A 22,124-nucleotide genomic window follows, 5' to 3' on the forward strand; every position below is an offset into this window, starting at 1 on the left:
GAACTTATTGCTGTCCATAAGGGCTGTTACACAGCACTCGTCTTAACCCGACAAGGCGGCCCTCACCGGAGGGAGACCTGGCAGGCGCAGCACGGGCTTGTCCTTCAGCGTCCTTGCGGCTGGAGGCGTTGCGGCCCGAGGCGGCGCGGCCGCCGGTATTGCCGGCTGCTTTGCGATCCGTTCCGCCCGCCTGGCCGCCTTGGCTGCGGCTTGCTTGGCCTGACGCGACGCCAGGGACTCGGCGAGCTTCGCCGCCGCGTGCTCCGCGTCTGCGGCGCTCACTTCGCCGACCGGATTGCCGTCGAGATCGATTCGGGCCGCGCTCGCAACCAACCCTTCCGATACATCACGCGCCGGATGTAGGCGCCCAGCACCATACCCAGCCTGTTCCGGTCAAGCTCCGGGCAGCGCGCCACGAGATCGGCGGCGATCCCGACCTTCAGCGGCCGATGCGGCTGGTACCTTTCCAGCACAAACGTTTGCGGGAACCGTTCGGCGAGGCACGTCAAGGCGGCGTGCAGGTCTTCCTTCGCGACCATCGTCCAGCCCTCCAGAGGTGATGCGAGACCCGCGAAATTTATTCACGACCTTTTTTGATTCGTATGTGCGAAGAGCCGCGGGTCATCCCCCCAGCGGTCGGCGCTTCCATTCCACCGGCTGGCCCGAGGCCGACAGTTGCTGCGACCCTGATATTGCACGGCACGCCGTGCTGCGGGCGATCGAGCACACCACCTCGCCCGATGCACCCCGCCCAATCCCTTCTCGAATTGGCCACAGAGGCGCAACCATTTGGCCGCATCGCCGGTTCAAATTCCCGAGCCCCTGGTGACAAATTTAAATTTAAGGGATCAAAATGCAGAAAGCCAAGGCTCAGAGCGCGATGCCGCCGCCCTCCCTGGCGCTCGCGTTCATCTTCGTGACGGCTGTCATCCTGCTTACATCGCTCTTGCTGCCACGCGCCAGTCACGCCCAGGGCATCGTGCGCGGCGCGCAGCAAGGAGCCTATGAAGGCAGCCGGGTGGCGGGCCCTATCGGCGGCATCGTCGGGGGCGCGGTCGGCGCTGGGGTCGGCGGCGCCGTGGGCGCGGTCCAGGGCGTGTTCGGCACGCCTTATTATCGCTCGCGGCATTCATGGGGCCCGAACCGATCAAGTACGCCGCGCCAGCCCCGCAGCGTCGCACGTCGTGAGCAACGTGTTCCCACCGGCGAGAGTCAACCCGGCTCCACTCGACCTGCGCCCCAAGATCAGGCAGCCCCTCAAGCGGCGGCGCCCGCACGGACCGCTACCATTGCTTCCACCGCGCCGCCGGTTCAGGCAGCCCCCCAAGCGGCGGCGCCCGCACAACCCGCTACCACTCCTTCCACCGAGCCGCCGGTCCAGCCACTGGAGTGAGCATTCTCATCTCAGCGTCTGTCCCCCAATGCGCTGGCGCTGGCGTTGCGTGTGCCGGCCAACCGCATCACCGGAATCGTCAGCGGTCAGCGCGCCGTCTCCGCTGACACCGCGCTGCGGCTCGCCCGCTACTTCGGAACCCCGGCGGAGATGTGGGTCAACATGCAGGCCGGTCACGATCTGTCGAAGGCGAGACGGAAAGCGGCAAAACGGATCGCGGCCGAGGTCCGACCGCACGGCTCATGCATGCCAAGCGTCCCCTGGCTTCCCGACGCAACCTATTTCGGAAGTCCCCAGTTGCGTTCGGGATCGTTACGCCGATTGTTGTCATGCTCGTCCTTGATCATGATGCTGCCGCCATCTGAGCAGGTCAGGTAGCCGATCCGGGCGCGCGGTTGCCCCACCTGATTCGAATAAGGGCTTGCTAAATCAATGTACCGGCCTTCCGCTTCTGCTCGATTTCGTGAGCTTGCTTTGAAATGATGGATACTTGGTTCGCTAGCCAGAGCTGACAGTGGTCAACCTCTTCAACTGCCCCCGCCAAAACCGCGCCGTCCAGTATAGCAGTCATCCAATCATTCGGATTTGCTTGGCGGCCGAACTGCCGCCTGAAATCACGCTCGCTTTTCGCAAAAAAAACGAAGGCATCATCGTTCGGGAAGCGCCGCCCCGCGAAGTGTGCCACTAGGTTCCGCAACAGTCGGATTTCAGCCAAGCGTTTCAACGCCTGCATTTGCTCGGCCGGCCAGGGCAACATTTGTTGGACCGCTTTTTCTACCGCCCCGATATGCAGATTTCGCGAGTGGCCTTTTATTGCGTCTGGCGCGAATAGTCCCGCGCTCTCCCAAGCCTCAACCATGCGCCGCAAGTTCAGTTCTATGAAGTTGTAGAACATAATCAGGCGCCCAATGTCCTGATGATCTGCTGGGGTGAGCTTAGGCCAATCGGTAAAAGCAAGATGGGCCTGCTCCTTATCAAGTATTCCCTGCAAATATTGAAGGCGCGGCGTACTACTGCTTGGCGGTAGCAATGCTGTCTCCGCGGATTATTATGGTTTCCGTTTTATCCACCAGGTGGAAAAGCTCTGAAGCGGTATGCTGGCAGTAGGCGAGGCTTTCGGCAGCTGGTCCTGAGTTGACTAAACTATAGATTGTTTTCATCGTGTTTCGATTCAGTCAAGCGGAAAGGCCTAAAGCGATGGCAAGCATAGCTGCCGATGCCGAATCTTATATGAGAGAAATCGTCGATCCCACCATCGCTGATTTCCACGCGCATCCAACGTCGCGGCGACACGCTTTCTTGGCGTGTGTCGCAACCTTCCACTGCATCGATTACATCAAGCGCAAACCGCGAAATCTGCGGAATCCAATTTAGAGGGGAATGCCCCGCCTTCGCGACGATCGACCGTGTGGACATGCCTTTAAACATACGGAGTCGGACGGCGAACGGCCGCTACACATTACCTCTGTGTTCACGCGGCCGCCCGCTGGGACCGGTATTGCGCAGGCTGGGTTGTCGCGCGTGGGAGACTCGACAGGCGGTGTTGAAGTGTGGAACGAAAGCGATTCCGACCTACTCGGCGCAGTCAAAAAGGCGGCTGAGTTTCTGCGCGGCAAAATTTGAGGTTACAAGGTCGCGGCAATCTTCTAAAGCATAGCCCTGCGTGCAATCTCTATACCTTTTCTAAGACGCCGTTTGCGATTGCCGCTTAACTTATGGGACAATTCGTCTCCGAGCATAATTTGCTCGATACCGCCGAGAGCGACATTCAGAATGCGCGGCAGTCCGGCGCGTTCAATCGACCAACCCATAGGTCGGAAATGCGCGAAATTGTTTCGAAGCATGCTGTGCAGCTTCTTGATATCTTGCAGCTCAGAGTCTGAGAGCACAAGGGGCGTTCCGTCTGGACGATTCCTGCAACGTTCTAGCAGTTCGTCAAATTCGGCCAATCGCTCGGTAGGGTAATGCCCGGAACGATTTTCGTGCCAAGCGAGCACCTTCTTCGCGGTCTTTTTGTCTAACACGCCGATGCCATTTGTACCCGACAGGAGACAAACCATTGCACCTTGAAATCCGTTTTGCGCGCCAATGATGAGCCACTTCCAATAGGAAGGACTGGCTTTGGTCAGCGGTGCAGTCAACGCGATTAAGTCGACCGATGTTAGGACATCCTCGATCTCGTCAAAGCGGATGTAATGCTTGCCCATAATGTTTCAGCGCGTTTTGCGTGGCCTTGCTGAATGCTACTCGTGCTCAGAGTGACAGTCTACCATATGGCGCTGAATCCGTGTTCGGCTACTAGCGTATAGAGCACGAGGGACACCCTCCAGAAGACTTTGGCGGCCGGCATCAGCAGGATCATCAAACCAGCGCCATAGAGGAGTGAGATGAGTAGTCGGGTAACCGGGTATCGTTGGTTCGCAGTGTCATAGTGCAAGGCCAGAGTCGCGATCTTGACCTCTTGGCCAGCCTCTTGAACCGAGTAATCCTTTGATATGCGGTTTTCAATCTGATGGCGAAAACTGTCAAAGTCCTGATTGGATTGGGCGAGAGCTATTTCCATACCGCGCAGCGCAAACTCTCCAAGGTGGTCGCCTTCGGACGCTATGTATTGTCCAGCCGATGAGTGTTGCTTCACGACAGCCGGACAAACGCATGCGTACAGCGCGTTGGCAAACGCTATAAAGCACAATCCGAAATACATCTGGAAGAGTCGGGGTGAAATACTAACGCCGAGGTCTTTGGGCTTCGTTCCTTCAAGCTCCGTAATCAACTTGGCGAGACTCGAATGCGAGAAGGAGTCGCTGAAAATGATGAAGTAACCGACCAGCGGGATCAGGATGCTTAGGCGCGCTGCCGGAGAGTTTCCGAGCAGGCGAAGGCTGCTCCACAAAGGAACTAAGCGCATTGATGGACCGGGCGATTCGAATGAGCATGCCCCTATAGTTGTTCGGGACGAAAGACACAAGGCGCCGAACACAGCTCATACGCCCGCCATTAACCCGACACGCAGTATTCAGCCCATTCGTCCATTAGCAACCGCCGCTTCGCCAAGCATCCGACCGCCGATAAGCCGCTTCCGTTTCGTCTTCGATGACGTGCGCCAAGGGCTTGCTCGCACAACGCCGCGGAAAAAGTCGCAACATCCCCCGGCAAAATTTCCGGAGGTCAAACCTGCGCCCGAGGCTTCCACGGCACCAGCTCGCGGGCGTGCATGGCATCGACGCTGTCGAGATCGACCAGCGTCTTGCGGCCGTGCTTGTAGGCGATGACGATCCCCGCATTGATCTTCGCATAGAGTTTCGTCTGGCCCATCTTGGCGTAGGCGCACGCCTCCTTGATGGTGGCGAGGCGCCGGCTCACCGGATTGCCGTCCTGCGGTTAATTCGATCGTTCTGGGGCAGAGCGGCTTGCCACTGGGCGACCTCGTCGGCGAACCAGAAGCGACGGTTGGGGCTGGCGTAGTGGCTGGCCGGGAAGGTGCCGTCGCGCTCCATCTTAAAAAGCGTGGTGCGGCGCACCGGGACGATGTCGAGCACTTGGGTGACGGTGAGCATGCGGCGCGGTTCGTGCTGGGGTTCCTGCTCATTCTTTTCTTGTATGACATCGAGCTGCTTGGCAACGCTGGCGTCGGTGATGTTGGGATCGATGTATTCGCACTGGCCGTCACCGGTCTTCCGGATCACGGTCCGGAGTTTGTCGGCGATGGGATCATGGGCGTCGATAAAGCGGTCCAGCTCTTCGCGCCTGACCTTGATGTTGCGGCCGATGCGGGAGACGTGGAGACGCTTGCTGCTGACGGCACGGTCAAAGGTGCTCAGCCCGATGCGGGCAACCTTGCAGGCCTCCAGCCGGGTCAGGATGGTTTGCTCCGGGGGCGGGAGCGGAACGTCGGCGGGCCGGGTCTTGGTCACTTCGCGATCCTCCTTTGGTTTTCGCCAAAGAGGTCAGTCGCCTGAGTCGCGACCAGTCGCGTAGGCCATGATGGCCAACCCACAGAAAAATTAGCCGAGATGTGCCTGCGCCTTCACCAGCGCCTGCTCCTTGGTCATCCGCCCATTGATCGCCCGCCGCAACGCATTCTCGTCGAAATAACCTCGCGCGGAAAGTTTGTCATGTCGCCAGCCCAATCGCGGAACGTTGACCGGAAGCCATGCGTGCCTTCACGGCGGTAGTCTGACGTGATCGGGCCGACGGTCGGAGCTGATCTCGACCGAATGGCTGCATCGGTAGTCGCGGCAATGACCAGCATGTCAGCAACCGGAAATTCATCCGCACTGTTGACGGAACGCTGGCAGGCGTAGCACGGGCTTGTCCTTCAGCGCCCTTCCTGCTGGAGGTGTTGCGGCCGGAGGCTCTGGGACCGCTGGATGCCTTGGGATCCGTACCGCACGCTTGGCCGCGACCGCCGCGGCCGGCCTGGTTTCACGCGCTGCCAGTATCTCGGCGAGCGTGGCAGCGGCATGCTCCGCGTCGGTGGCGCTCACCTCGCCGGCGGGATTGCCGTCGAGATCAACGCGGACCGCACCCGGGACAAGGCCTTGCAGATACATGATGCGTCTGGTGTAGGCGCGCAGAGACGGGGCTAACTCGCGGCGGGTAAGGGCGGGGCAGCGGGCCAGGATGTCAGGGTGGATCCCGACCTTCAGCGGCCGGTGCGGTAGGTATTTATCGAGCACGAAAGTTTGCGGAAAGCATTCGGCGAGACGCGCCAGAGCGGCGTGTACGTCTTCCTTCTTGATCGTCATCAAGTCCTCCCCCAGGTGATGAGGGATCGCGAAAATTTCCGCGATCTCTTCTCATTGCCGAATCGCGCGCGATGGCGTGGACAGATTTGACGCACAAGCGCGCGCTTCTCAACCGGTCTCCACTCTGGCCTATGAAAACTTCGGCCGCACATCTGCGCCGCGCTTGCCGCAGGCGGTGCAGACGAAGCCCGGTTCGATGTCCGATAGCCTGACGTGATCGGGGCCAGCGGTCGGCGCTGATCTCGACCGAATGGCTGCATCGGTGGTCCCGGCAATAGACCAGCACCTCACGGACGCCGGATTCGCGCAGCTCGCCGAAGGTGATTTTCTGCGGATAGCTCGTCATGGTCGCCGGCCTAAACTCAATATGTCCTCGCCGCAGCTCATCAAACGGAATCGCGACACGAATGTGAACACGTTCACTGCACGCCTTTGATTGATCTCGGCTTTTCAGGCCACTTGACTCCCTCGCGCAGGGAAAGCCGGAATGCTTCGGTTGAACCTGTGGTCTTTCCCGCGTGCTTTTTGTTGCACGGGACCCACGGGTGCAACCAGCACCCGGCTTTCCCTGCGCCCTCTGATTCGAGGAGGGTAAAACGAAACGAAAGCTCGGACGCAACGCGCCGCGAGAATGCGAACTCACATCCTCACACTGTTTGAATCAGACGTAGGATGGGTAGAGCGCAGCGAAACCCATCATTCGCGCGGCTTGCACCGTCGCGATGGGTTTCGCTTCGCTCTACCCATCCTACGGTTCGTTGTTTGAAATTTGAATCGGAACACGCAATGCGCCTAACCCGCCGCATCAAGCGCAAGAATGCGTCCGTCCCCGCAGGCTGCATTCTCCTGCACCGCGTTCTGCCGGACCACGATGTGATCAGCCACGAACTCCGTGTCGCGACCGATGCCGACGAACCGGCCTGAACCCCAAGTGTAAAGCCAGGGCAATCCGATCACATAGGCGCCATCAACCGAGGTGATACCGCGCTTGTGCGTGGGATAACCTGCGCCGTCGAACATCGGCAAATCCACCCACGACCAGTCCGAACGAAAGCCGGTGGTCCAGATGATGCTGGTGATGCCGGCTGCCGCAAGGTCGAGCTCCGTCGGGGTCTCGGCGGGCGACCACACCGGCGCATAGTGCGGCGTCAGCGGCGCATCGATCCCGCCTCTCGCAATGTGGTCGTCGATCAGGCTGCAGATGCCGTTGTAGACTCGATCAGCATTGTCGAGGTTGGTCTTTAGATCGTCGCCGAGCCGCAACGTGGTGCCACGCGCGTCCTGCAGGCGCCCGTAGAGCTTCATGCCTTCGAGCGCAAACTTGCGCAGATCGATGTCGCGGCCGCCATCGCGGCCGGTGAGATAGTGGTTGGCATTCCTGCGAACCTTTTCACGCAGCGGATGCTGATCCACCGGCAGATCGTATTGGCCGAGATCATCGAGCCAGTCGACGGCGTCGCGGCCGCGGTAGAAGCGGGGGCAGCGCGGCGCACTGCCGACCGCGAGATGAACCTTGCGGCCGGCCAGATGCAGGTCCTCGGCGATCTGGCAGCCGGACTGGCCGCTGCCGACCACGAAGACCTCGCCCGGTGGCAACTGGTCCGGATTGCGATAGGCGGAAGAATGGATCTGCGTGATGGCCGGGCCCAGCCGCTCTGCGAAGTCGGGAATCTTCGGGATGTGATAGCCGCTTACCGCGAGCACGATGCTGTCTGCGGTGACTTCGCCCGCGGTCGTATCGAGCAGGAATCTTCCATCTGCCTGCCTCAGCCTGACGACCGCGACGCCTTCACGGACCGGAGCCTCGATGTGCCTGGCAAAGTCCTCGATATAGGCGACGATCTCGTCGCGCAGCATGAAGCCGTGCGGATCGCTGCCGGCATAGGGAAAGCCGGGGAGCTGGCACTGCCAGTTCGGCGTCACCAGGCAGAACGCGTCCCAGCGCTGCGTCTTCCAGGAATGGGCGATGCTGTTCTTCTCCAGCACCACATGGTCGATATCGTGCCGGCTGAGCTGCGCGCTCATCGCAAGGCCGGCCTGTCCGCCGCCGATCACGACGACCGGGTAGTGAGAGTCGAGATCAGACATCATGAGCTCCTGTTATTGTTCGAACGAAACGATGGCGACGGAGGCCCCTGGCATGGCCTCGAACCGGTGAGCCGTTTCCTCGATACGGGCGAGCTGACCGAGCGCACGGGTGCAGAGGAAGCCGTATTTCTCGCGGACGCGCTCCGCTGCGATCGTCAGCGCGATGCGGCTGCGCTCCTGGAAATCGGCGAGCGGGTAGGTCGCGCCGACGGCGAGATGGTCCTTGATCACCAGCGAAGGCGAATAGCAGACCTCGATGCTTTCATCCGGCCAGCGCACATGGAAACGCGTTTCAGGCATAATGCACCTCGCTCATGCGGCGATAGGCTGGAAGGTGCGCCTCAGCGGTGCGGCTCCAATCGTGACGTTCGGCGACGTTACGTCCGTTCGCGGCGAGGCGGCAGCGAAGCGGCTCGGACAGCGCGCTGATGATGGCATTCGCAATCGAGCCCGCCTGATGCGGATCGCACCAGGCAACGTCGTCCGCGCCGAGATATTCGGTGAAGGGCGGGATATGCGAGACGATCACGGGGACGCCGCTCGCCATCGCTTCGAGTACGACGAGGCCAAAGCCCTCGCGCAGCGACGGGAAGACCAGAGCGTCCGAAAGCCGATAGAGCGATGGCATCTCAGTATCGGCAAACGGCCCGGTCTCGATCACCGCACCTGCGGGCAGCCCCGCAACCTGCAGCCGCAGCCGGAACTGCCGCTGGTAGGCGCCATGGTCGAGCAGCGACGCTCCGCCCGCGATCACGAGCTGGGCGGAGCGGTGGATGGCATGCATCTGGCTGAAGGCATCGAGGATGGCATGGGTGTTCTTGCGTTGCTCGATGCCGCCAATCGCCAGCAGCACTGGTCCCTCGCGAAGCCCGAGACGGGCGCGGAGTGCGCTATCGATGGGATTGGGGGCAGACGAATAGCGGCCGGTGTCGACGCCGTTGCCGACCAGCGTCGAGCTACAGGCCAATTCGATGCGAAGCCGCTCCTGCCACATCCGGCTGACGACAAAGAGCTGATCGGCGAGAACGATCGAGCGCTGGTCGAGCTGGCGCAGCCGCGCGTCGCTGAAATCATCGACATGATGCACGGTGCGGACGTAACCCTGGATCAGCCCGCGCTGCTTCAGCGTCGCCAGCGCATTGCCGGAGATGCCGTCCTGGGCATGGAAGACATCGAATTGCCGATGCGCGGCATTCTCGAAATGCCGCACATAGTCAGCGATGCGCGTTTCCACCATCGACGCGAGATCGTCAGACACAGCCGACGCCGGCACCGATATGGTCGGCGCGAGACTGGAACGGAAGAAGCCCTTGCCGGTGCGATCGGGCGCATGCACGATGGCGGCATGGCCGAGCCTCGTCAAGGCGTCCGCGAGCTCGAGCGCGTGCACCACGCCGCCACGCGGGTTGGTCGAGTGGGTCAGGATCGCGATGCGGAGCCGCGCGGACGAAGCGCTCATGCGACGCTCCGCTGGATCGGACGCCTGGCGGGGCCGCAGCCGATCAACGACTGCTGCGCGAAATCCCACACCGTCGCGCGGTCGGAGCCGGCGCGAATGTCGACCGTGGTTCCGGCCATCACGTCGCCAACGGACGCGGCGGCGATGCCGCGCTGGCGAAAGCGCGCGAGCGTTTCGTCGAGATGTTCCGGCTTGACCGACAAGAGATAACCGAAGCTCGGAAAGGTCTGCAGCCAGCGTTCCAGCGGAACGCCGTCCGGAATCGGGATCGCGTCGAGATCGATGGCGAGCGCCACCTGCGAGCACTCGGCGAGCATCGCGGCGGTGCCGACGATGCCGCCCTGGCTGATGTCCTTGGCGGCGCACGCGAGCCCGGACTCGGCAACCGACGGCAGGATCTCGATGTCGCCGCGCAGCCGTTCCGGCGGCGCATCGGTTGCCGCTTCCCAGTTCGCGAACGGCTCGCGGTAGCGGCCGCGAAGATCGATCGCGGCAACGAGCTTGTCGCCTGGCTTCGCATCGAAGCTGGTCAGCAGCCGCTTGGCACGGCCGAGGATCGCGACCGCGAATTGGCTCTGGCTACTGCGAATATTGGTGTGGCCGCCGATGATGGGGACCCCGAACGCCTTCGCCGCCGCCTTCAGGCCGGCGAGGATCGGCGATGCGTTATCCGGGCCATCGGACCAGATCGCATTGACGATCGCGGTGGGCCGTCCGCCCATCGCCGCGACATCGGAGATGTTGACCATCGCGCCGCACCAGCCGGCGAACCAGGGATCGGCGGCGACGAATTCGTTCATGAAGCCTTCGATCGCGAACAGGAGGTGGCCGTCACCATCCGGAATTGCCGCGCAGTCGTCGCCCACGGGGATCGCCTGATCGCCCGACAGCTCGAGCGCGGCGGCCACCGCGGCGATGTCGGCCTTGGCGGCGATGCCGCGGCTCTGCCGCAGCCGTTCCACAAGAGCATCGATGGCGGCACCGGAGAGCATGATCAGGCCGCCAGTTTCGCCAGGGAGAGGAAGCCGGTCTCAGGAGTGCGGAATGGCGGATAGTGATCGAGGTCGGCCTCCATGCGGTGATGCGGGCGGCCGTGCAGCTCGAACTCACCGAGCGAGCGCCAGTGCATGTGCTGGAACAGCAGCGCATTCTGGCTCTGGACATTGGCGAGGAAACGGCGGCAGCCGCGCGCGTGCGCCGACGATACCGCAAGCCGGATCAGGCCGGTGCCGACCGCGCTCAGCCGGCGGTAGCTCCTCGCAACCGCCAGCCGCGATCCCCACCAGACATCGGGTTCGTGATCATCGGGGTGAATACGCACAGTGCCGACAACGTCGTCCTCGACCACGCCGAGCAGCGACACCGCCACGAGTGGAATGGCGAAGTCATCGATCGCATCGCGATCATCATCGGCGAAGATGTGCTGTTCCTCGCAAAACACCCTACGGCGGAGCGCAGCGGCCGCAGCCTTCTCCCAAGATTCGGTCGCGAACTTCACTTGGAATTCCGGCGCAATGAACGGCTTGAAGGATTCGAAGATCATGCGATGGCCCTCCGCTCATAGGTCGACAGCGCCGAGCAGGCGCCGCATTTGCCGCAGCCCGCCTTGATGTCGGAGGCGCGCAAGTCCCCGGCCCGCAGCATGTCCGCAAGCGGGCGCAGGATGTCGTGCATGAACGAAGGAGGTGGTGTCGGATGACTCTCCAGCGGCGTGCCGGCAATCGGTACAAACGGAACGACGAAGGGATAGACGCCGATGTCGATCAGGCGCCGGGAGGTCGCAAGGATCTCGGCAGGTTCGTCGCCGAGCCCGGCGAGGATATAGGTCGAGACCTGGCCGCGGCCGAACACCGGCACCGCCGCCGCGAAGGCTTCGAAATAGTCGTCGATGGAGACCTGGGCCTTGCCCGGCATGATCCGTTGCCGCACGTCGGCGCCGATGACTTCCAGATGCATGCCGAGCGCATCGACGCCGGCATCCTTCATGCGGCCAAACCAGGCGAAATCATCCGGCGGCTCGCATTGCGCCTGGATCGGCAGGTCGACGGCGGCTTTGACGGCCGCGGCGCTCTCGGCAAGGATCGCCGCACCGCGATCGGAGGTGCGCGGCGTGCCCGTGGTCATCACCATGTGACGCACGCCATCGAGCTCGACCGCGGCCTTGGCGACTTCGGCAAGCTGTGCCGGCGTCTTGCGTTCGACCGTGCGTCCGGCCGCGAGCGACTGCCCGATCGCGCAGAACTGGCAGGTCTTGGTGCGGCTCTGGTAGCGGATGCATGTCTGCAGCACCGTGGTTGCGAGCACGTCACGCCCATGCAGCGTCGCGATCTTGGAATAGGGAATGCCGTCGGCGGTAGAGAGCTCGTAGAATTTCGGCCGCAGCGGGAACGAGACATCGGCCAGCACGATGCCGTCGCGCGAGATGCGGCTGCGGCCCGCGGCGTCGGGCCGCTCGACGAGGTATGGGCTCTCGAACGCCGGCGCATTATGGACCGGCACCATCACCGTGGAACCATCGATGGTGAATGGCGTGTGGTCCGAGGGGCCGGCGCCGCCGCGGCGGCTGATGCCGCCGTTCCTGGGATCAGCGAGGCGTACTCCGAAGGACTGCAACTCGTTGATCAACTGCTCGGTCGGCATCGCCTTGAGTCGCTCGTGCGGCATCTGCTGTGTCATCGGATACGTCTCCCGGATTGGGCATGAGGCGATTGGGGTGAAGGCCGTGCATCGGACGCGCCGGCTGGTCGTTGAGCACGAGCGACAAAAGCTCCGGGCGGGCATAATGGCCGACCGAGTCCATCATCCGCTTGCGCTTGGTGATCAGAGCCATGTCGAGATCGGCGATCAGAATTCCCTCGCCCCTGGTGAGCGGCGGGACGAGGTGATTGCCTTCCGGCGAGACGATCGCGGTCATGCAGCCGCCGCGCAGGCCCTTGCGCAGGCCTTCGTCCGGCGAGATCTTCGCGATCTGCTCCTCGGAGAGCCAGCCGGTGGCGTTGACGACGAAGCAACCGCTTTCGAGTGCATGGTGGCGGATCGTCACCTCGATCTGGTCGGCGAAGATCTGTCCGACCAGCGATCCCGGAAATTGCGCCGCGTGAATTTCCTCGTGCTGCGCCATCAGCGCGTAGCGGGCGAGGGGATTGTAGTGCTCCCAGCAGGCGAGCGCGCCGACGCGGCCGACGGCCGTATCGGCCACCTTCAGTCCGGCGCCATCGCCCTGGCCCCAGATCATGCGTTCGTGGAAGGTGGGTGTGATCTTGCGGCGCTTCAGCACGATCGCGCCGGTGGCATCGAATACGAGCTGCGCATTATAGAGCGAGCCGTGATCGCGCTCGTTGACGCCGAGCACGATCACCATGGCATGGCGCTTGGCGGCTTGGGCGACGGCGTCGGTCACTGGGCCCGGCACCACGACGGCGTTGTCGTAGAGCTGGATATGCTCGGCGCCGCTCAGGACCGGCGGGCGGACGAAGGAAAAATACGGATACCAGGGAACCAGCGTCTCCGGGAACACGGCGAACTGGACGCCCTTGCCGGCCGCTTCCGCAACGGCCGCCAGGATCCGATCGACGGTTCCGCTCGGCGTCTCCAGATCGGGCGCGATCTGGATCGCTGCAGCCTTGACGATGCGCTTCGCTGTCACGGTCTCCTCCCTCGTCCGCTCGCCCCGCGTCAGAGCGTCCAGGTGTGGAGCATGAAGGCGTTGTCGTTGCGGTGGATCAGGATCAGATCCAGCACGTCGAGCGGATTGATCGGCCGGATGCCCGGGATCAGCGACGGCTCGCCATGGCCATACAGGGCCTGCAAGGCGAAGCGGCAGGCGTAGACGTTGCCGCCTTCGTCCATGAATTTTGCGAGCTGGTTGTTGAAGTTCTGGGCGCCTGGAAACGCTTCGTCGCCGATCTTCGGAAAGCCGCGCTGGATGCCGAGCGTGACGCCCGGACCATAGAGGAGGATCGAGGTGTCAAAACCCTTTCGCTTCAACCGAAGCGCCTGAAGGATGTTGACGAGACCGATCGAGCCTTCGAACGCGACTGTGTGGAACGTCACCAGCGCCTTCTCGCCGGGCTTGGCTTTGACGTCCTCGAAAACCTTCTCCTCATAATCGACAAGAAAATCGCCTTTCTGGCGAGCGGGCATCGTTACTGCGGGCATTGCGCACCTCCTGCTCTCGTCCGGCCTCCCGGATCGATTTCAGGATTAGCAATCAATGTGCCAAACGCCTGTTTGCTCGATTAATCATCAACGCAGTCAATATGCAGTCAGATATGCAGTCAATGTTGACTGGATATCTGACGGGACTGTAGGGATTGTTTCTCTGCCGTTAGAAAAAGCTGCCTAGCAGCAGTGTGCAACGCGCTCGATTGCTATGCAGGCGTCCTCGTCGAGTCCCGCAGGAATAATGGCAGTACTACGAACCCAATTGCGAAAAAGCATGCAACAACATACGGTCAATTTTGAGCTCATCTGGCTAGATCTCGCAAATGACCGACTGGCGACCCGACCTCTCCAACAGTGACAAGCCGCGCTATCTCGCGATTGCCGACGCCATCGCCGATGATATCGCCGCCGGAAAGCTTGTCATCGGCGACCGATTGCCGCCGCAGCGCAAATTGGCCAAGCGGCTCGACATCGACTTCACGACGGTAGCGCGCGGTTATGTCGAGGCGCAGAAGCGCGGGCTGATCGAATCGAAGGTCGGGCAGGGAACTTTCGTCCGCGACAAGCCGCGCCCGCGACGCTCAGTGCAGGCCTTTCCGCCGCGGCCGGTCGACCTCTCGATGAATCTGCCGCCCGAGCCTGATGATCCCGACTTGATCGCGCGGATGCAGGCGGCGGCGGACTACGTCATGCGCGATGTCGTCTCGCTTTTGCGCTACCAGGGATTCGGCGGCACCCAGGCCGACAAGGATGCGGCGTCGAGCTGGCTCGGCCGGCGCGCGCTGGTGCCGGCGCAGAGCCGTATCTTCGTGTCGCCTGGCGCGCACCCGGCGCTGCTTGGCATTCTCTCGATCCTCGCAAAGCCCGGCGAGATCGTGCTGTGCGAGGCCATCACCTATCCGGGCATACGCGCTATCGCCGCGCAACTCGGCATCACGCTGGTCGGCTTGCCGATGGACGATGACGGCGTCGAACCGCAGGCCTTGACTGACGCATGCAAGAAGCTGAAGCCGAAGGCGATCTATCTCAATCCGACCCTACAGAATCCGACGACGCTGACGATTCCCGACCCTCGACGACGCGAGATCGTTGCGATCGCGCGACGCCACAAGTTGCCGATTATCGAGGATGACGCCTACGGCTTCATCCCCGAACACGGTCACGGCCACGCGCCGTTTGCCGCGATTGCGCCCGATCTCACCTGGCACGTTGCGGGCCTTGCGAAATGCATCGGTGCCGGATTGCGCGCTGCCTATGTCGTGGTCCCCGATACGCGTTCGGCCTGGCCGTTCGCCTCGGCCCTTCGTGCCGCAACCGTCATGGCTTCGCCGCTCACAGTGTCGCTGGTGACGCGCTGGATCGAGGACGGCACCGCGGACACGATCCTGCGATTCATCCGCACGGAGACATCGGCGCGGCAGAGGCTGGCAGCGGAGATATTGCCGAAAGGTTCTTATCGCGGGGATCTGCTCAGCTTCAACATCTGGGTCCCACTGCCCGCGCCATGGACACGCTCGGCATTCGTCGAGCATATGCGATCGACCGGCATCGGTGTCGTCGCAAGCGATGCATTCGTCGTCAACGGATCGCCGCCCGAGGCGGTCAGGATATGCCTCGGCGGTCCCGTCAACCGGCCGCAGGTCAGGAGCGCGCTGGAGTATACCGCGCATGCGCTTGCCGAGAGCCCGGCTCTGGCATCGTCGTTTCTCTGACGTCGTCGAAATCAGCGCAACCAATCTGTTGCCGCGCATATCCTGAAACAACAAGCACTGCGATGTGCGATCGTCCGGCTAGCCTGTTCTGGCGCATAGGAAGACAGGTGTGCTCGTCATCACGGGTGCGCGAGCGTCCGCAATCACAATTGAATGAACAGATCGGCCTTCTGCGCATAGCTGATTAAGATTTGGCTCGCGCGATTTTCGACGCGGCTTCATCGCGTGAGGAGAAAAGTCCTCGCCAACTCACCGGATATTGAGTGCTGCGATCCGCGCCATCACCGAATGTTGGCTGATCGTAGCAGCTTGTTGATGCGATCCGACATCCAATCGGCGTCGAAACCCTAAATCGTTTTTTAGTTGAGAATGGGATGTTCGACCGCCACTTGAATGGCGTCGGCGACGCGACGTCTTTGGGCTTGTTCGGGCGGACTACCCACTAGAGGTATTCGGAAATGGAAGAGGTCGGACCGTGGGTCGCTCCACGTAGCGGCAGGTTTCGCTTGGAGGCATGTATGATCGTGCTGTCACGTTCTTTCGTTCGCAAACGCGTGATCTCGCTCGCGACGACGGCCAGCGTGGCGGCGACGTCGTTCGTGTTGGCCCAGAATCCCACCAGGGCGTATCACGTTCGCGGGGCCATGCCGGTTCAATATGTGGCTGATCGCCCCGACTATGCCGGCGAGCAGCCCTTCCTTTCAGAAAATGATGCCGCCATGAACAAGATGATGGCGGACATGACGATCAAGCCGACCGGCGATGTCGACCGTGATTTCGTCGCGATGATGGTTCCGCACCATCAAGGCGCGATCAACATGGCGAAGGCTGTCCTTCGCTACGGCCATAACGAGCAGCTTCGCCGTCTCGCGCAGGAGATTGTCGTGACCCAGCAGCAGGAGATTGCGGCGATGCGGCTCGCGGTTGGCGAGGAGTTGCCGCCGTCGGTTGCCGCGCCGACACAGCCGGGCACTGCACCTGCGCCGCAGCCGGATACCATACCTGCCATGCAATCACCGGACGCGATGTCTAGCCACACGATGCATATGCAGTAGGGACGAAACAAATGAGGATGTCAGCTCTCGAGCCTCGCCGGCGCACGAGGCATGGCGAAGACAAAATTCAACGACGTTATCTGGTGATCACAGAGGGCGTTCCGGACAAGCCCGGTCACGTCGTGCAGGTGCATCTGAAATAGGCGCGCCGCTTGCTTGTGTGAGGACCGGCAGAGCGGCGCGCGGTTAAGGACCGATTATGGGTATCGTTCGCTTCGCTCTGCGGTTTCCACATACGTTCTATGTGGTCGCTGCGCTGATCCTGTTTCTGGGTGCCGTCGCCAGCTACAAGATGCCGACGGACATCTTTCCAGAAATCAACATCCCCGTGGTGACGGTGATCTGGAGCTACACCGGGCTGAGCACGCCCGAGATGGAGCAGCGCGTCACCACCTACAGCCAGTATTCGATCAGTTCCAACGTCAACGGCATCAAGAACATCGAAGCCCAGACGATGGCGGGGCTGTCGGTGCAGAAGATCTACTTCCAACCCGACGTCAATCTCGATCTCGCCATCGCCCAGATCGTCTCCGCCACCAACTCGATCCGCGCGCTGATGCCGCCGGGGATCCAGCCGCCGGTGGTGGTGCAGTTCAACGCCTCGAGCGTTCCAGTGCTGCAGATCAGCCTGAGCTCCGACACGCTGAGCGAACAGCAGCTGTACGACTACGGCATCTATCGCATCCGCCAGCAACTGGCGCCGATCCCCGGCATCACGCTGCCGACGCCGGCGGGCGGCAAGTACCGCCAGATCATGGTCGATATCGATCCGGAAAAGCTGCTCGCCAAGGGATTGACGCCGCTCGACGTGGTGAACGCCGTCAACACCCAGAACCTGACATTGCCGGCGGGCACTGCGAAGTTCGGCAAGACGCAATATGCCATCCGCACCAATGCGACGCCGCCGAGCATCGACGACCTCAACAATATTCCGATCAAGGTGGTGAACGGCGCGACTGTGTTCGTCAAGGATGTCGGGCAGGTACATGACGGCTGGCTGGTGCAGCAGAACGTCGTGCGGCAGAACGGCCGGCGCTCGGTGCTGCTCAGCATCATCAAGAACGGCAATGCCTCCACGCTCTCGGTTGTCAATGCCGTGCACCAGGCGTTGCAGACGGCGCGCGCCGCGGCGCCTCCGGGCATGCAGATCAAGGAACTGTTCGATCAGTCGGTGTTCGTCAAGGAGTCGGTCACGGGCGTGCTGCGCGAGGGCGCGATTGCGGCGGCGCTGACCGCGCTGATGATCCTGCTGTTCCTGGGATCATGGCGCTCGACCGTGGTGGTCATGATCTCGATCCCGCTTTCGATCCTGGCTTCGCTGATCGTGCTTTATTTCCTCGGCGAAACCTTGAACACGATGACGCTCGGCGGATTGGCGCTCGCGGTCGGCATTCTCGTGGACGACTCGACGGTCACGATCGAGAACACCCATCGGCTGCTTACCGAGGAGGGGATGCCGCTGCCGCAGGCGACGCTGCACGGCGCCGCCGGCATTGCCGTGCCGACCCTCGTCTCGACGCTTGCGATCAGCTGCGTCTTCACCTCCGTGGTGATCCTGGATGGGCCGGCAAAGTACCTGTTCACGCCGCTCGGTCTCGCCGTCGTGTTCGCGATGCTGGCTTCCTACGGTCTGTCGCGAACCCTGACGCCGATCGTGATCGGACTGCTGCTCAAGGGCGAACATCACGGCGCGCCAGGAGCGGCGGCGACCGGCTTGTTCGCGCGCTTCCATGCGGCGTTCGAGCGCGGTTTTGAGGCCATACGCCATGCCTATTCGCGTTGGCTCACCGAACTCTTGAACCACCGCTTTATCATTCCCATCGGCATGGGATTCGTGCTGCTGCTGGGCGGCGTGATGTTTCCGATGGTCGGCCGAGACTTCTTCCCGGCGATTGATGGCGGACAGATTCAGCTTCACGTCCGCGCGCCGGCCGGGACCAGGATCGAGGCGACGGAGCGCGTCTTTCAGCAGGTCGAGAACAAGGTCCGCGAAATCATCCCGGCCGATCAGCGCGAATTGATCGTCGACAATATCGGGCTGCCCGCACGGCCGTATAACCTCGCCTTCAGCGACGGCTCGACCATCGGCGTCAATGACGGCGTGATCCTTGTGGCGCTCAAGGAAGGCCACGCGCCGACGGCGAACTATGTGCGCAAGCTGCGCGAGGAGCTGCCCAAGGCCTTTCCGGAGGACACGTTCTACTTTCAGGCGGCGGATATCGTGACGCAGATCCTCAATTTCGGACTGCCGGCGCAGATCGATGTCCGTACGGTCGGCTACGACAAGGACAATAATCTGCGGGTCGCACAGGAACTGCGGCAGCGCATCGCCGATATCCCTGGCGTGGTGGATGCGCATCTACAGCAGGAAGTCAACGCGCCAGCGTTCTATGCCGACATCGATCGCACCCGCGCGGCCCAGCTCGGCCTGAACGCCAACACGATCGCCACCAATCTCAATGTCAGCCTGAGCTCGTCCGAGCAGGTGCAGCCGAATTTCTGGACCGATCCCAAATCCGGCATTCCATACTACTTCGCGGTGCAGACGCCCGAGAGCAGGATTTCGTCCGTCAGCGATCTCGGCAACACGCCGGTTTCCACGACGCTGGCGTCGCTGACCGATACACCCGTGCCTGGCCTGCTCAGCAACGTCGCCACGTTCAGGCGCGGCAGCGTTCCGACCAATGCCAACCAGGCCAATATTCAGCCGGTCTACGAGACCTATGCCAGCACGCAAGGCCGTGATCTCGGCAGCGTCGCCAGCCAGATCAGCCATATTGTCGGGGATCTGCAGAAGCAGCTGAAGCCAGGCAATTCGATCCAGGTGATCGGCCAGATCGACAGCATGAACAGCTCGTTCATCAATCTCGGCATCGGCCTGCTGTTTGCCGCCGTGTTTGTCTACATGCTGATGGTGGTGAACTATCAGAACTTCGGCGACCCCTTCGTCGTTATCCTGGCCTTGCCCGCGACGCTCTGTGGCATCCTGACCATGCTGTTCGTGACCGGCACGACCCTGAACGTGCCGTCGCTGATGGGAGCGATCATGGCGGTGGGTGTGGCATCGGCCAACTCGATCCTGCTGGTGACTTTTGCCCGCGAGCAGCAGCTTGCCGGCAAGACTGCCTTCGAGGCCGCGATCGAGGCCGGGCATACCAGGATCCGACCGGTGCTGATGACCGCGGCCGCAATGATCGTGGGCATGATCCCGATGGCGATCGGAGCGGCTGGCGAAGAGCAGAATGCCGCGCTTGCGCGCGCGGTGATCGGCGGTTTGCTGTTTGCGACGCCGACGACGTTGCTGGTGGTGCCCTATCTGTTTGCCATGCTGCGCAAGGGCAATGACGGCGAAAAACATCACGGGGTATTCGACGAGGTGCTGGAATGAATTTCAATCGGCCTTTGAAAATCGAGCCGACGCCCGGGGATCGCAAAAGCGATCCGGCGCCGGTGCGGCATGGCCGTTCGAGACGGTGGATTGGCCGGACTGTGGGCGTCGCCCTGGGGCTGATCGGAGGGACCGCACTGGCGTTCGGGGGATGGAATCACTACGCCCAATATCGCCAGACCATGGCCACGGCCGCACAGCGCCACGATCTCGTCCCGGACGTTCGCGTGGCGACCGTCGAGCCTAGCGATGGGATCGACGTCGTGAACCTGCCTGCAACCACCTCGGCTTTTGCCTCCGCCAACATCTTCGCGCGCGCCAGCGGCTATATCGCCAGGCGCGAGGTTGATATCGGTGACCATGTCAAGGAAGGGCAATTGCTGGCGGAGATCGTTGCGCCGGAACTCGACCATCAGATCGCACAGGCTGAGGCGACGCTCGGGCAGCTCAGGTCTGCGCTGCAGCAGGCGCAGGCCAACAGGGAACTGGCCAAGGTGACCTGGGACCGCGACAAGCCGCTGGTGGAGAAGGGCTGGCTCACCGCGCAGCAGGGAACGATCGACTCCCAGACGCTGAAGGCGCAAGAGGCCGCGGTCTCGGTCGCGCAGGCCAATGTGGTCGCCGAGGAAGCGCAGGTGCAGGTGTTGCATCAGCAGAAGATCTACCAGCACGTCGTTGCACCCTTCGACGGCGTGATCACCCAGCGCAATATCGACGTCGGCAGCCTGGTGCAGGCGGATGCGACCAGCGGCACGTTCATGTTCACGATCATGCAGAGCAATGTCATCCGCACCCAGGTGTTTGTTCCACAGGATGCGGCGTTCGGAGTACGTGCGGGGATCGATGCCATCGTGCACGTTCCGGAACTGCCCGACCGCACCTTCCCCGGCAAGGTGACGCGGATCGCCGATGCGCTGCAGCCGGGTTCGCGAACGCTGTTGACCGAGGTCGATATCCCGAATCCGGACGGCGCGCTCACGCCCGGCATCTACTGCACGATCGAACTGCGCATCCCGCGCAAGACGCCGAGCTTCAAAGTGTCTGCGGATGCAATCATCTTCAATCAAGGCGGCCTGCAGGTCGCCGTGGTCGAGAACGGGGTGGCGCATCTGCACAGGGTCAACGTCGTGCGTGACCTCGGCCAACAAGTGGAGATCAACAGCGGTGTTAAAGCGGGCGACAAGGTGATCCTCAATCCGTCGGTCGACTTGGCCGACGGCAGCCGCGTGAGCCTCAGGACCCAGGCCGTTTCCTGATCTCTCTCCGCCGGTCCGCCCGGATCGGCAGCAAAACCCCTCCCTAAAATGCAATTTAATAGCGTGGTTCCGCCGCCGAGCCTATGTTGGTTGAGCGGAGGGCGGACGCGCGCTGCCAGCGGTGCGGGCCGGCCTCCGGCAGGGTGTTGTCGAGAACGGATTGATGACAAAGGTGCTCTTGATCGAGGATGACGGCGAGACCGCCGAGGAGATTACGGCCGAACTCGCTGAACGCGGGTTCGAGGTCGAATGGTCGGCCAATGGTCGAGAAGGCCTCGACAAGGCTCGCAATTTGCGGCCTGACGCCATGATTGTCGACCGCTTGTTGCCGGGAATGGATGGGCTCAGCGTGATCGAGACCTTGCGGAAAGAGCAGGTTCGCACGCCGGTGCTGGTTCTAAGTGCACTCGGCGCGGTGGACGACCGTGTGCGGGGCCTGCGCATGGGCGGCGATGACTATCTCACCAAACCGTTTGCCGTCGTGGAACTGATCGCGCGGATAGAGGCGCTGCTGCGCCGGCCGGTGGAATCGCGAGAGACATTGCTGCGGGTGGGGCAGCTCGAACTCGACCTGATCGAGCGCAGTGCCAGGCGCGGCGATCGGGTGATCGATCTGTTGCCGCGCGAATTTCGCCTGCTCGAATACATGATGCGACGCAGCGACCAGTTGCTGACGCGCGCCATGCTGCTTGAAGAAGTCTGGAACTACAAGTTCGTCCCGGCGACAAACCTGGTCGATGTGCATATGGGCCGCCTGCGCCACAAGGTGGACGGGCCGGACGAGACTCCGATGATCCAGAATGTCCGCGGTGCCGGCTTCATTCTCCGTGCGGCCTCCTGAGATATTGCGCGCTCCGATCG

At 62.2% G+C, this 22,124-nt stretch carries 20 protein-coding genes and 2 pseudogenes; 7 read left to right on the forward strand and 15 right to left on the reverse strand.

What is annotated here, in order from left to right:
- Positions 1-42: 42 nt before the first annotated feature.
- Positions 43-539: pseudogene (locus ACZXDY_RS21380) on the reverse strand (ProQ/FINO family protein).
- Positions 540-880: 341 nt separating this feature from the next.
- Here ACZXDY_RS21380 and ACZXDY_RS21385 point away from each other — a divergent pair.
- Both ACZXDY_RS21385 and ACZXDY_RS21390 read left to right on the forward strand, forming a co-directional pair.
- A pseudogene (locus tag ACZXDY_RS21385) lies at positions 881-1,120 on the forward strand (hypothetical protein); the annotation flags it as partial.
- A 291-nt stretch (positions 1,121-1,411) separates the two neighbouring features.
- Positions 1,412-1,771: a HigA family addiction module antitoxin gene (locus tag ACZXDY_RS21390; protein ID WP_464346894.1), complete on the forward strand. Its 360-nt coding sequence runs from the start codon at positions 1,412-1,414 to the stop codon at positions 1,769-1,771.
- Positions 1,772-1,817: 46 nt separating this feature from the next.
- On the opposite strand, the gene ACZXDY_RS21395 is transcribed toward ACZXDY_RS21390, so the two are convergent.
- The 14 genes from ACZXDY_RS21395 to ACZXDY_RS21460 form a co-directional block, all read right to left on the reverse strand.
- Entirely contained in the window at positions 1,818-2,423 is a 606-nt protein-coding gene (locus tag ACZXDY_RS21395) for a hypothetical protein (RefSeq protein ID WP_464346845.1), read from the reverse strand.
- A gap of 616 nt (positions 2,424-3,039) precedes the next feature.
- Positions 3,040-3,600 carry a hypothetical protein gene (locus ACZXDY_RS21400; RefSeq protein WP_464346846.1) on the reverse strand — a complete coding sequence of 187 codons (561 nt, stop codon included), beginning with the start codon at positions 3,598-3,600 and terminating at the stop codon, positions 3,040-3,042.
- 59 nt (positions 3,601-3,659) lie between these two features.
- Complete coding sequence (locus ACZXDY_RS21405) at positions 3,660-4,301, reverse strand: hypothetical protein (protein ID WP_464346847.1); 642 nt, start codon at positions 4,299-4,301, stop codon at positions 3,660-3,662.
- 260 nt (positions 4,302-4,561) lie between these two features.
- A complete protein-coding gene (locus ACZXDY_RS21410) occupies positions 4,562-4,756 on the reverse strand; it encodes a helix-turn-helix domain-containing protein (RefSeq protein ID WP_464346848.1) in 195 nt (64 codons plus the stop codon).
- Entirely contained in the window at positions 4,753-5,307 is a 555-nt protein-coding gene (locus ACZXDY_RS21415) for a hypothetical protein (RefSeq protein ID WP_464346849.1), read from the reverse strand. Before ACZXDY_RS21415 ends, ACZXDY_RS21410 begins: the two co-directional genes overlap by 4 nt.
- Before the next feature lie 354 nt (positions 5,308-5,661).
- Positions 5,662-6,141, reverse strand: coding sequence for a ProQ/FINO family protein (locus tag ACZXDY_RS21420; RefSeq protein ID WP_464346850.1), 480 nt, complete (start codon positions 6,139-6,141; stop codon positions 5,662-5,664).
- A 792-nt stretch (positions 6,142-6,933) separates the two neighbouring features.
- The gene (locus ACZXDY_RS21425) at positions 6,934-8,232 is read right to left on the reverse strand and encodes an MSMEG_0569 family flavin-dependent oxidoreductase (RefSeq protein WP_464346851.1); all 1,299 of its coding nucleotides are present in this window, start codon (positions 8,230-8,232) and stop codon (positions 6,934-6,936) included.
- A gap of 9 nt (positions 8,233-8,241) precedes the next feature.
- Entirely contained in the window at positions 8,242-8,529 is a 288-nt protein-coding gene (locus tag ACZXDY_RS21430; protein ID WP_464346852.1) for an MSMEG_0570 family nitrogen starvation response protein, read from the reverse strand.
- Positions 8,522-9,688: an MSMEG_0565 family glycosyltransferase gene (locus ACZXDY_RS21435; RefSeq protein ID WP_464346853.1), complete on the reverse strand. Its 1,167-nt coding sequence runs from the start codon at positions 9,686-9,688 to the stop codon at positions 8,522-8,524. The genes ACZXDY_RS21430 and ACZXDY_RS21435 overlap by 8 nt, the downstream gene beginning before the upstream one ends.
- Positions 9,685-10,680: a sll0787 family AIR synthase-like protein gene (locus tag ACZXDY_RS21440; protein ID WP_464346854.1), complete on the reverse strand. Its 996-nt coding sequence runs from the start codon at positions 10,678-10,680 to the stop codon at positions 9,685-9,687. Before ACZXDY_RS21440 ends, ACZXDY_RS21435 begins: the two co-directional genes overlap by 4 nt.
- Positions 10,681-10,682: 2 nt before the next feature.
- Complete coding sequence (locus tag ACZXDY_RS21445) at positions 10,683-11,231, reverse strand: MSMEG_0567/Sll0786 family nitrogen starvation N-acetyltransferase (protein WP_464346855.1); 549 nt, start codon at positions 11,229-11,231, stop codon at positions 10,683-10,685.
- A complete protein-coding gene (locus ACZXDY_RS21450) occupies positions 11,228-12,364 on the reverse strand; it encodes an MSMEG_0568 family radical SAM protein (protein WP_245287340.1) in 1,137 nt (378 codons plus the stop codon). The genes ACZXDY_RS21445 and ACZXDY_RS21450 overlap by 4 nt, the downstream gene beginning before the upstream one ends.
- Positions 12,273-13,334 (reverse strand): Nit6803 family nitrilase, encoded by a 1,062-nt coding sequence (locus ACZXDY_RS21455; protein ID WP_464346856.1) that lies wholly within the window; start codon positions 13,332-13,334, stop codon positions 12,273-12,275. Before ACZXDY_RS21455 ends, ACZXDY_RS21450 begins: the two co-directional genes overlap by 92 nt.
- A 29-nt stretch (positions 13,335-13,363) precedes the next feature.
- Positions 13,364-13,846, reverse strand: coding sequence for an MSMEG_0572/Sll0783 family nitrogen starvation response protein (locus ACZXDY_RS21460; protein WP_028164856.1), 483 nt, complete (start codon positions 13,844-13,846; stop codon positions 13,364-13,366).
- A 329-nt stretch (positions 13,847-14,175) separates the two neighbouring features.
- Between ACZXDY_RS21460 and ACZXDY_RS21465 the strand changes: the two genes are divergently transcribed.
- The 5 genes from ACZXDY_RS21465 (at position 14,176) to ACZXDY_RS21485 (ending at position 22,104) form a co-directional block, all read left to right on the forward strand.
- Positions 14,176-15,564: an aminotransferase-like domain-containing protein gene (locus ACZXDY_RS21465; RefSeq protein WP_130223701.1), complete on the forward strand. Its 1,389-nt coding sequence runs from the start codon at positions 14,176-14,178 to the stop codon at positions 15,562-15,564.
- Positions 15,565-16,208: 644 nt separating this feature from the next.
- Positions 16,209-16,619 carry a DUF305 domain-containing protein gene (locus ACZXDY_RS21470; RefSeq protein WP_464346895.1) on the forward strand — a complete coding sequence of 137 codons (411 nt, stop codon included), beginning with the start codon at positions 16,209-16,211 and terminating at the stop codon, positions 16,617-16,619.
- Between the two features lie 199 nt (positions 16,620-16,818).
- Positions 16,819-20,007, forward strand: a complete 3,189-nt coding sequence (locus ACZXDY_RS21475) for an efflux RND transporter permease subunit (protein ID WP_464346857.1) — start codon at positions 16,819-16,821, stop codon at positions 20,005-20,007.
- A 101-nt stretch (positions 20,008-20,108) separates the two neighbouring features.
- Positions 20,109-21,263: an efflux RND transporter periplasmic adaptor subunit gene (locus tag ACZXDY_RS21480; protein ID WP_464346858.1), complete on the forward strand. Its 1,155-nt coding sequence runs from the start codon at positions 20,109-20,111 to the stop codon at positions 21,261-21,263.
- Between the two features lie 163 nt (positions 21,264-21,426).
- On the forward strand, positions 21,427-22,104 hold the full coding sequence (locus ACZXDY_RS21485; RefSeq protein WP_028164860.1) for a response regulator transcription factor: 678 nt from the start codon (positions 21,427-21,429) through the stop codon (positions 22,102-22,104).
- Positions 22,105-22,124 lie beyond the last annotated feature (20 nt).

The organism is Bradyrhizobium sp. LeoB3 (genome assembly GCF_055456055.1).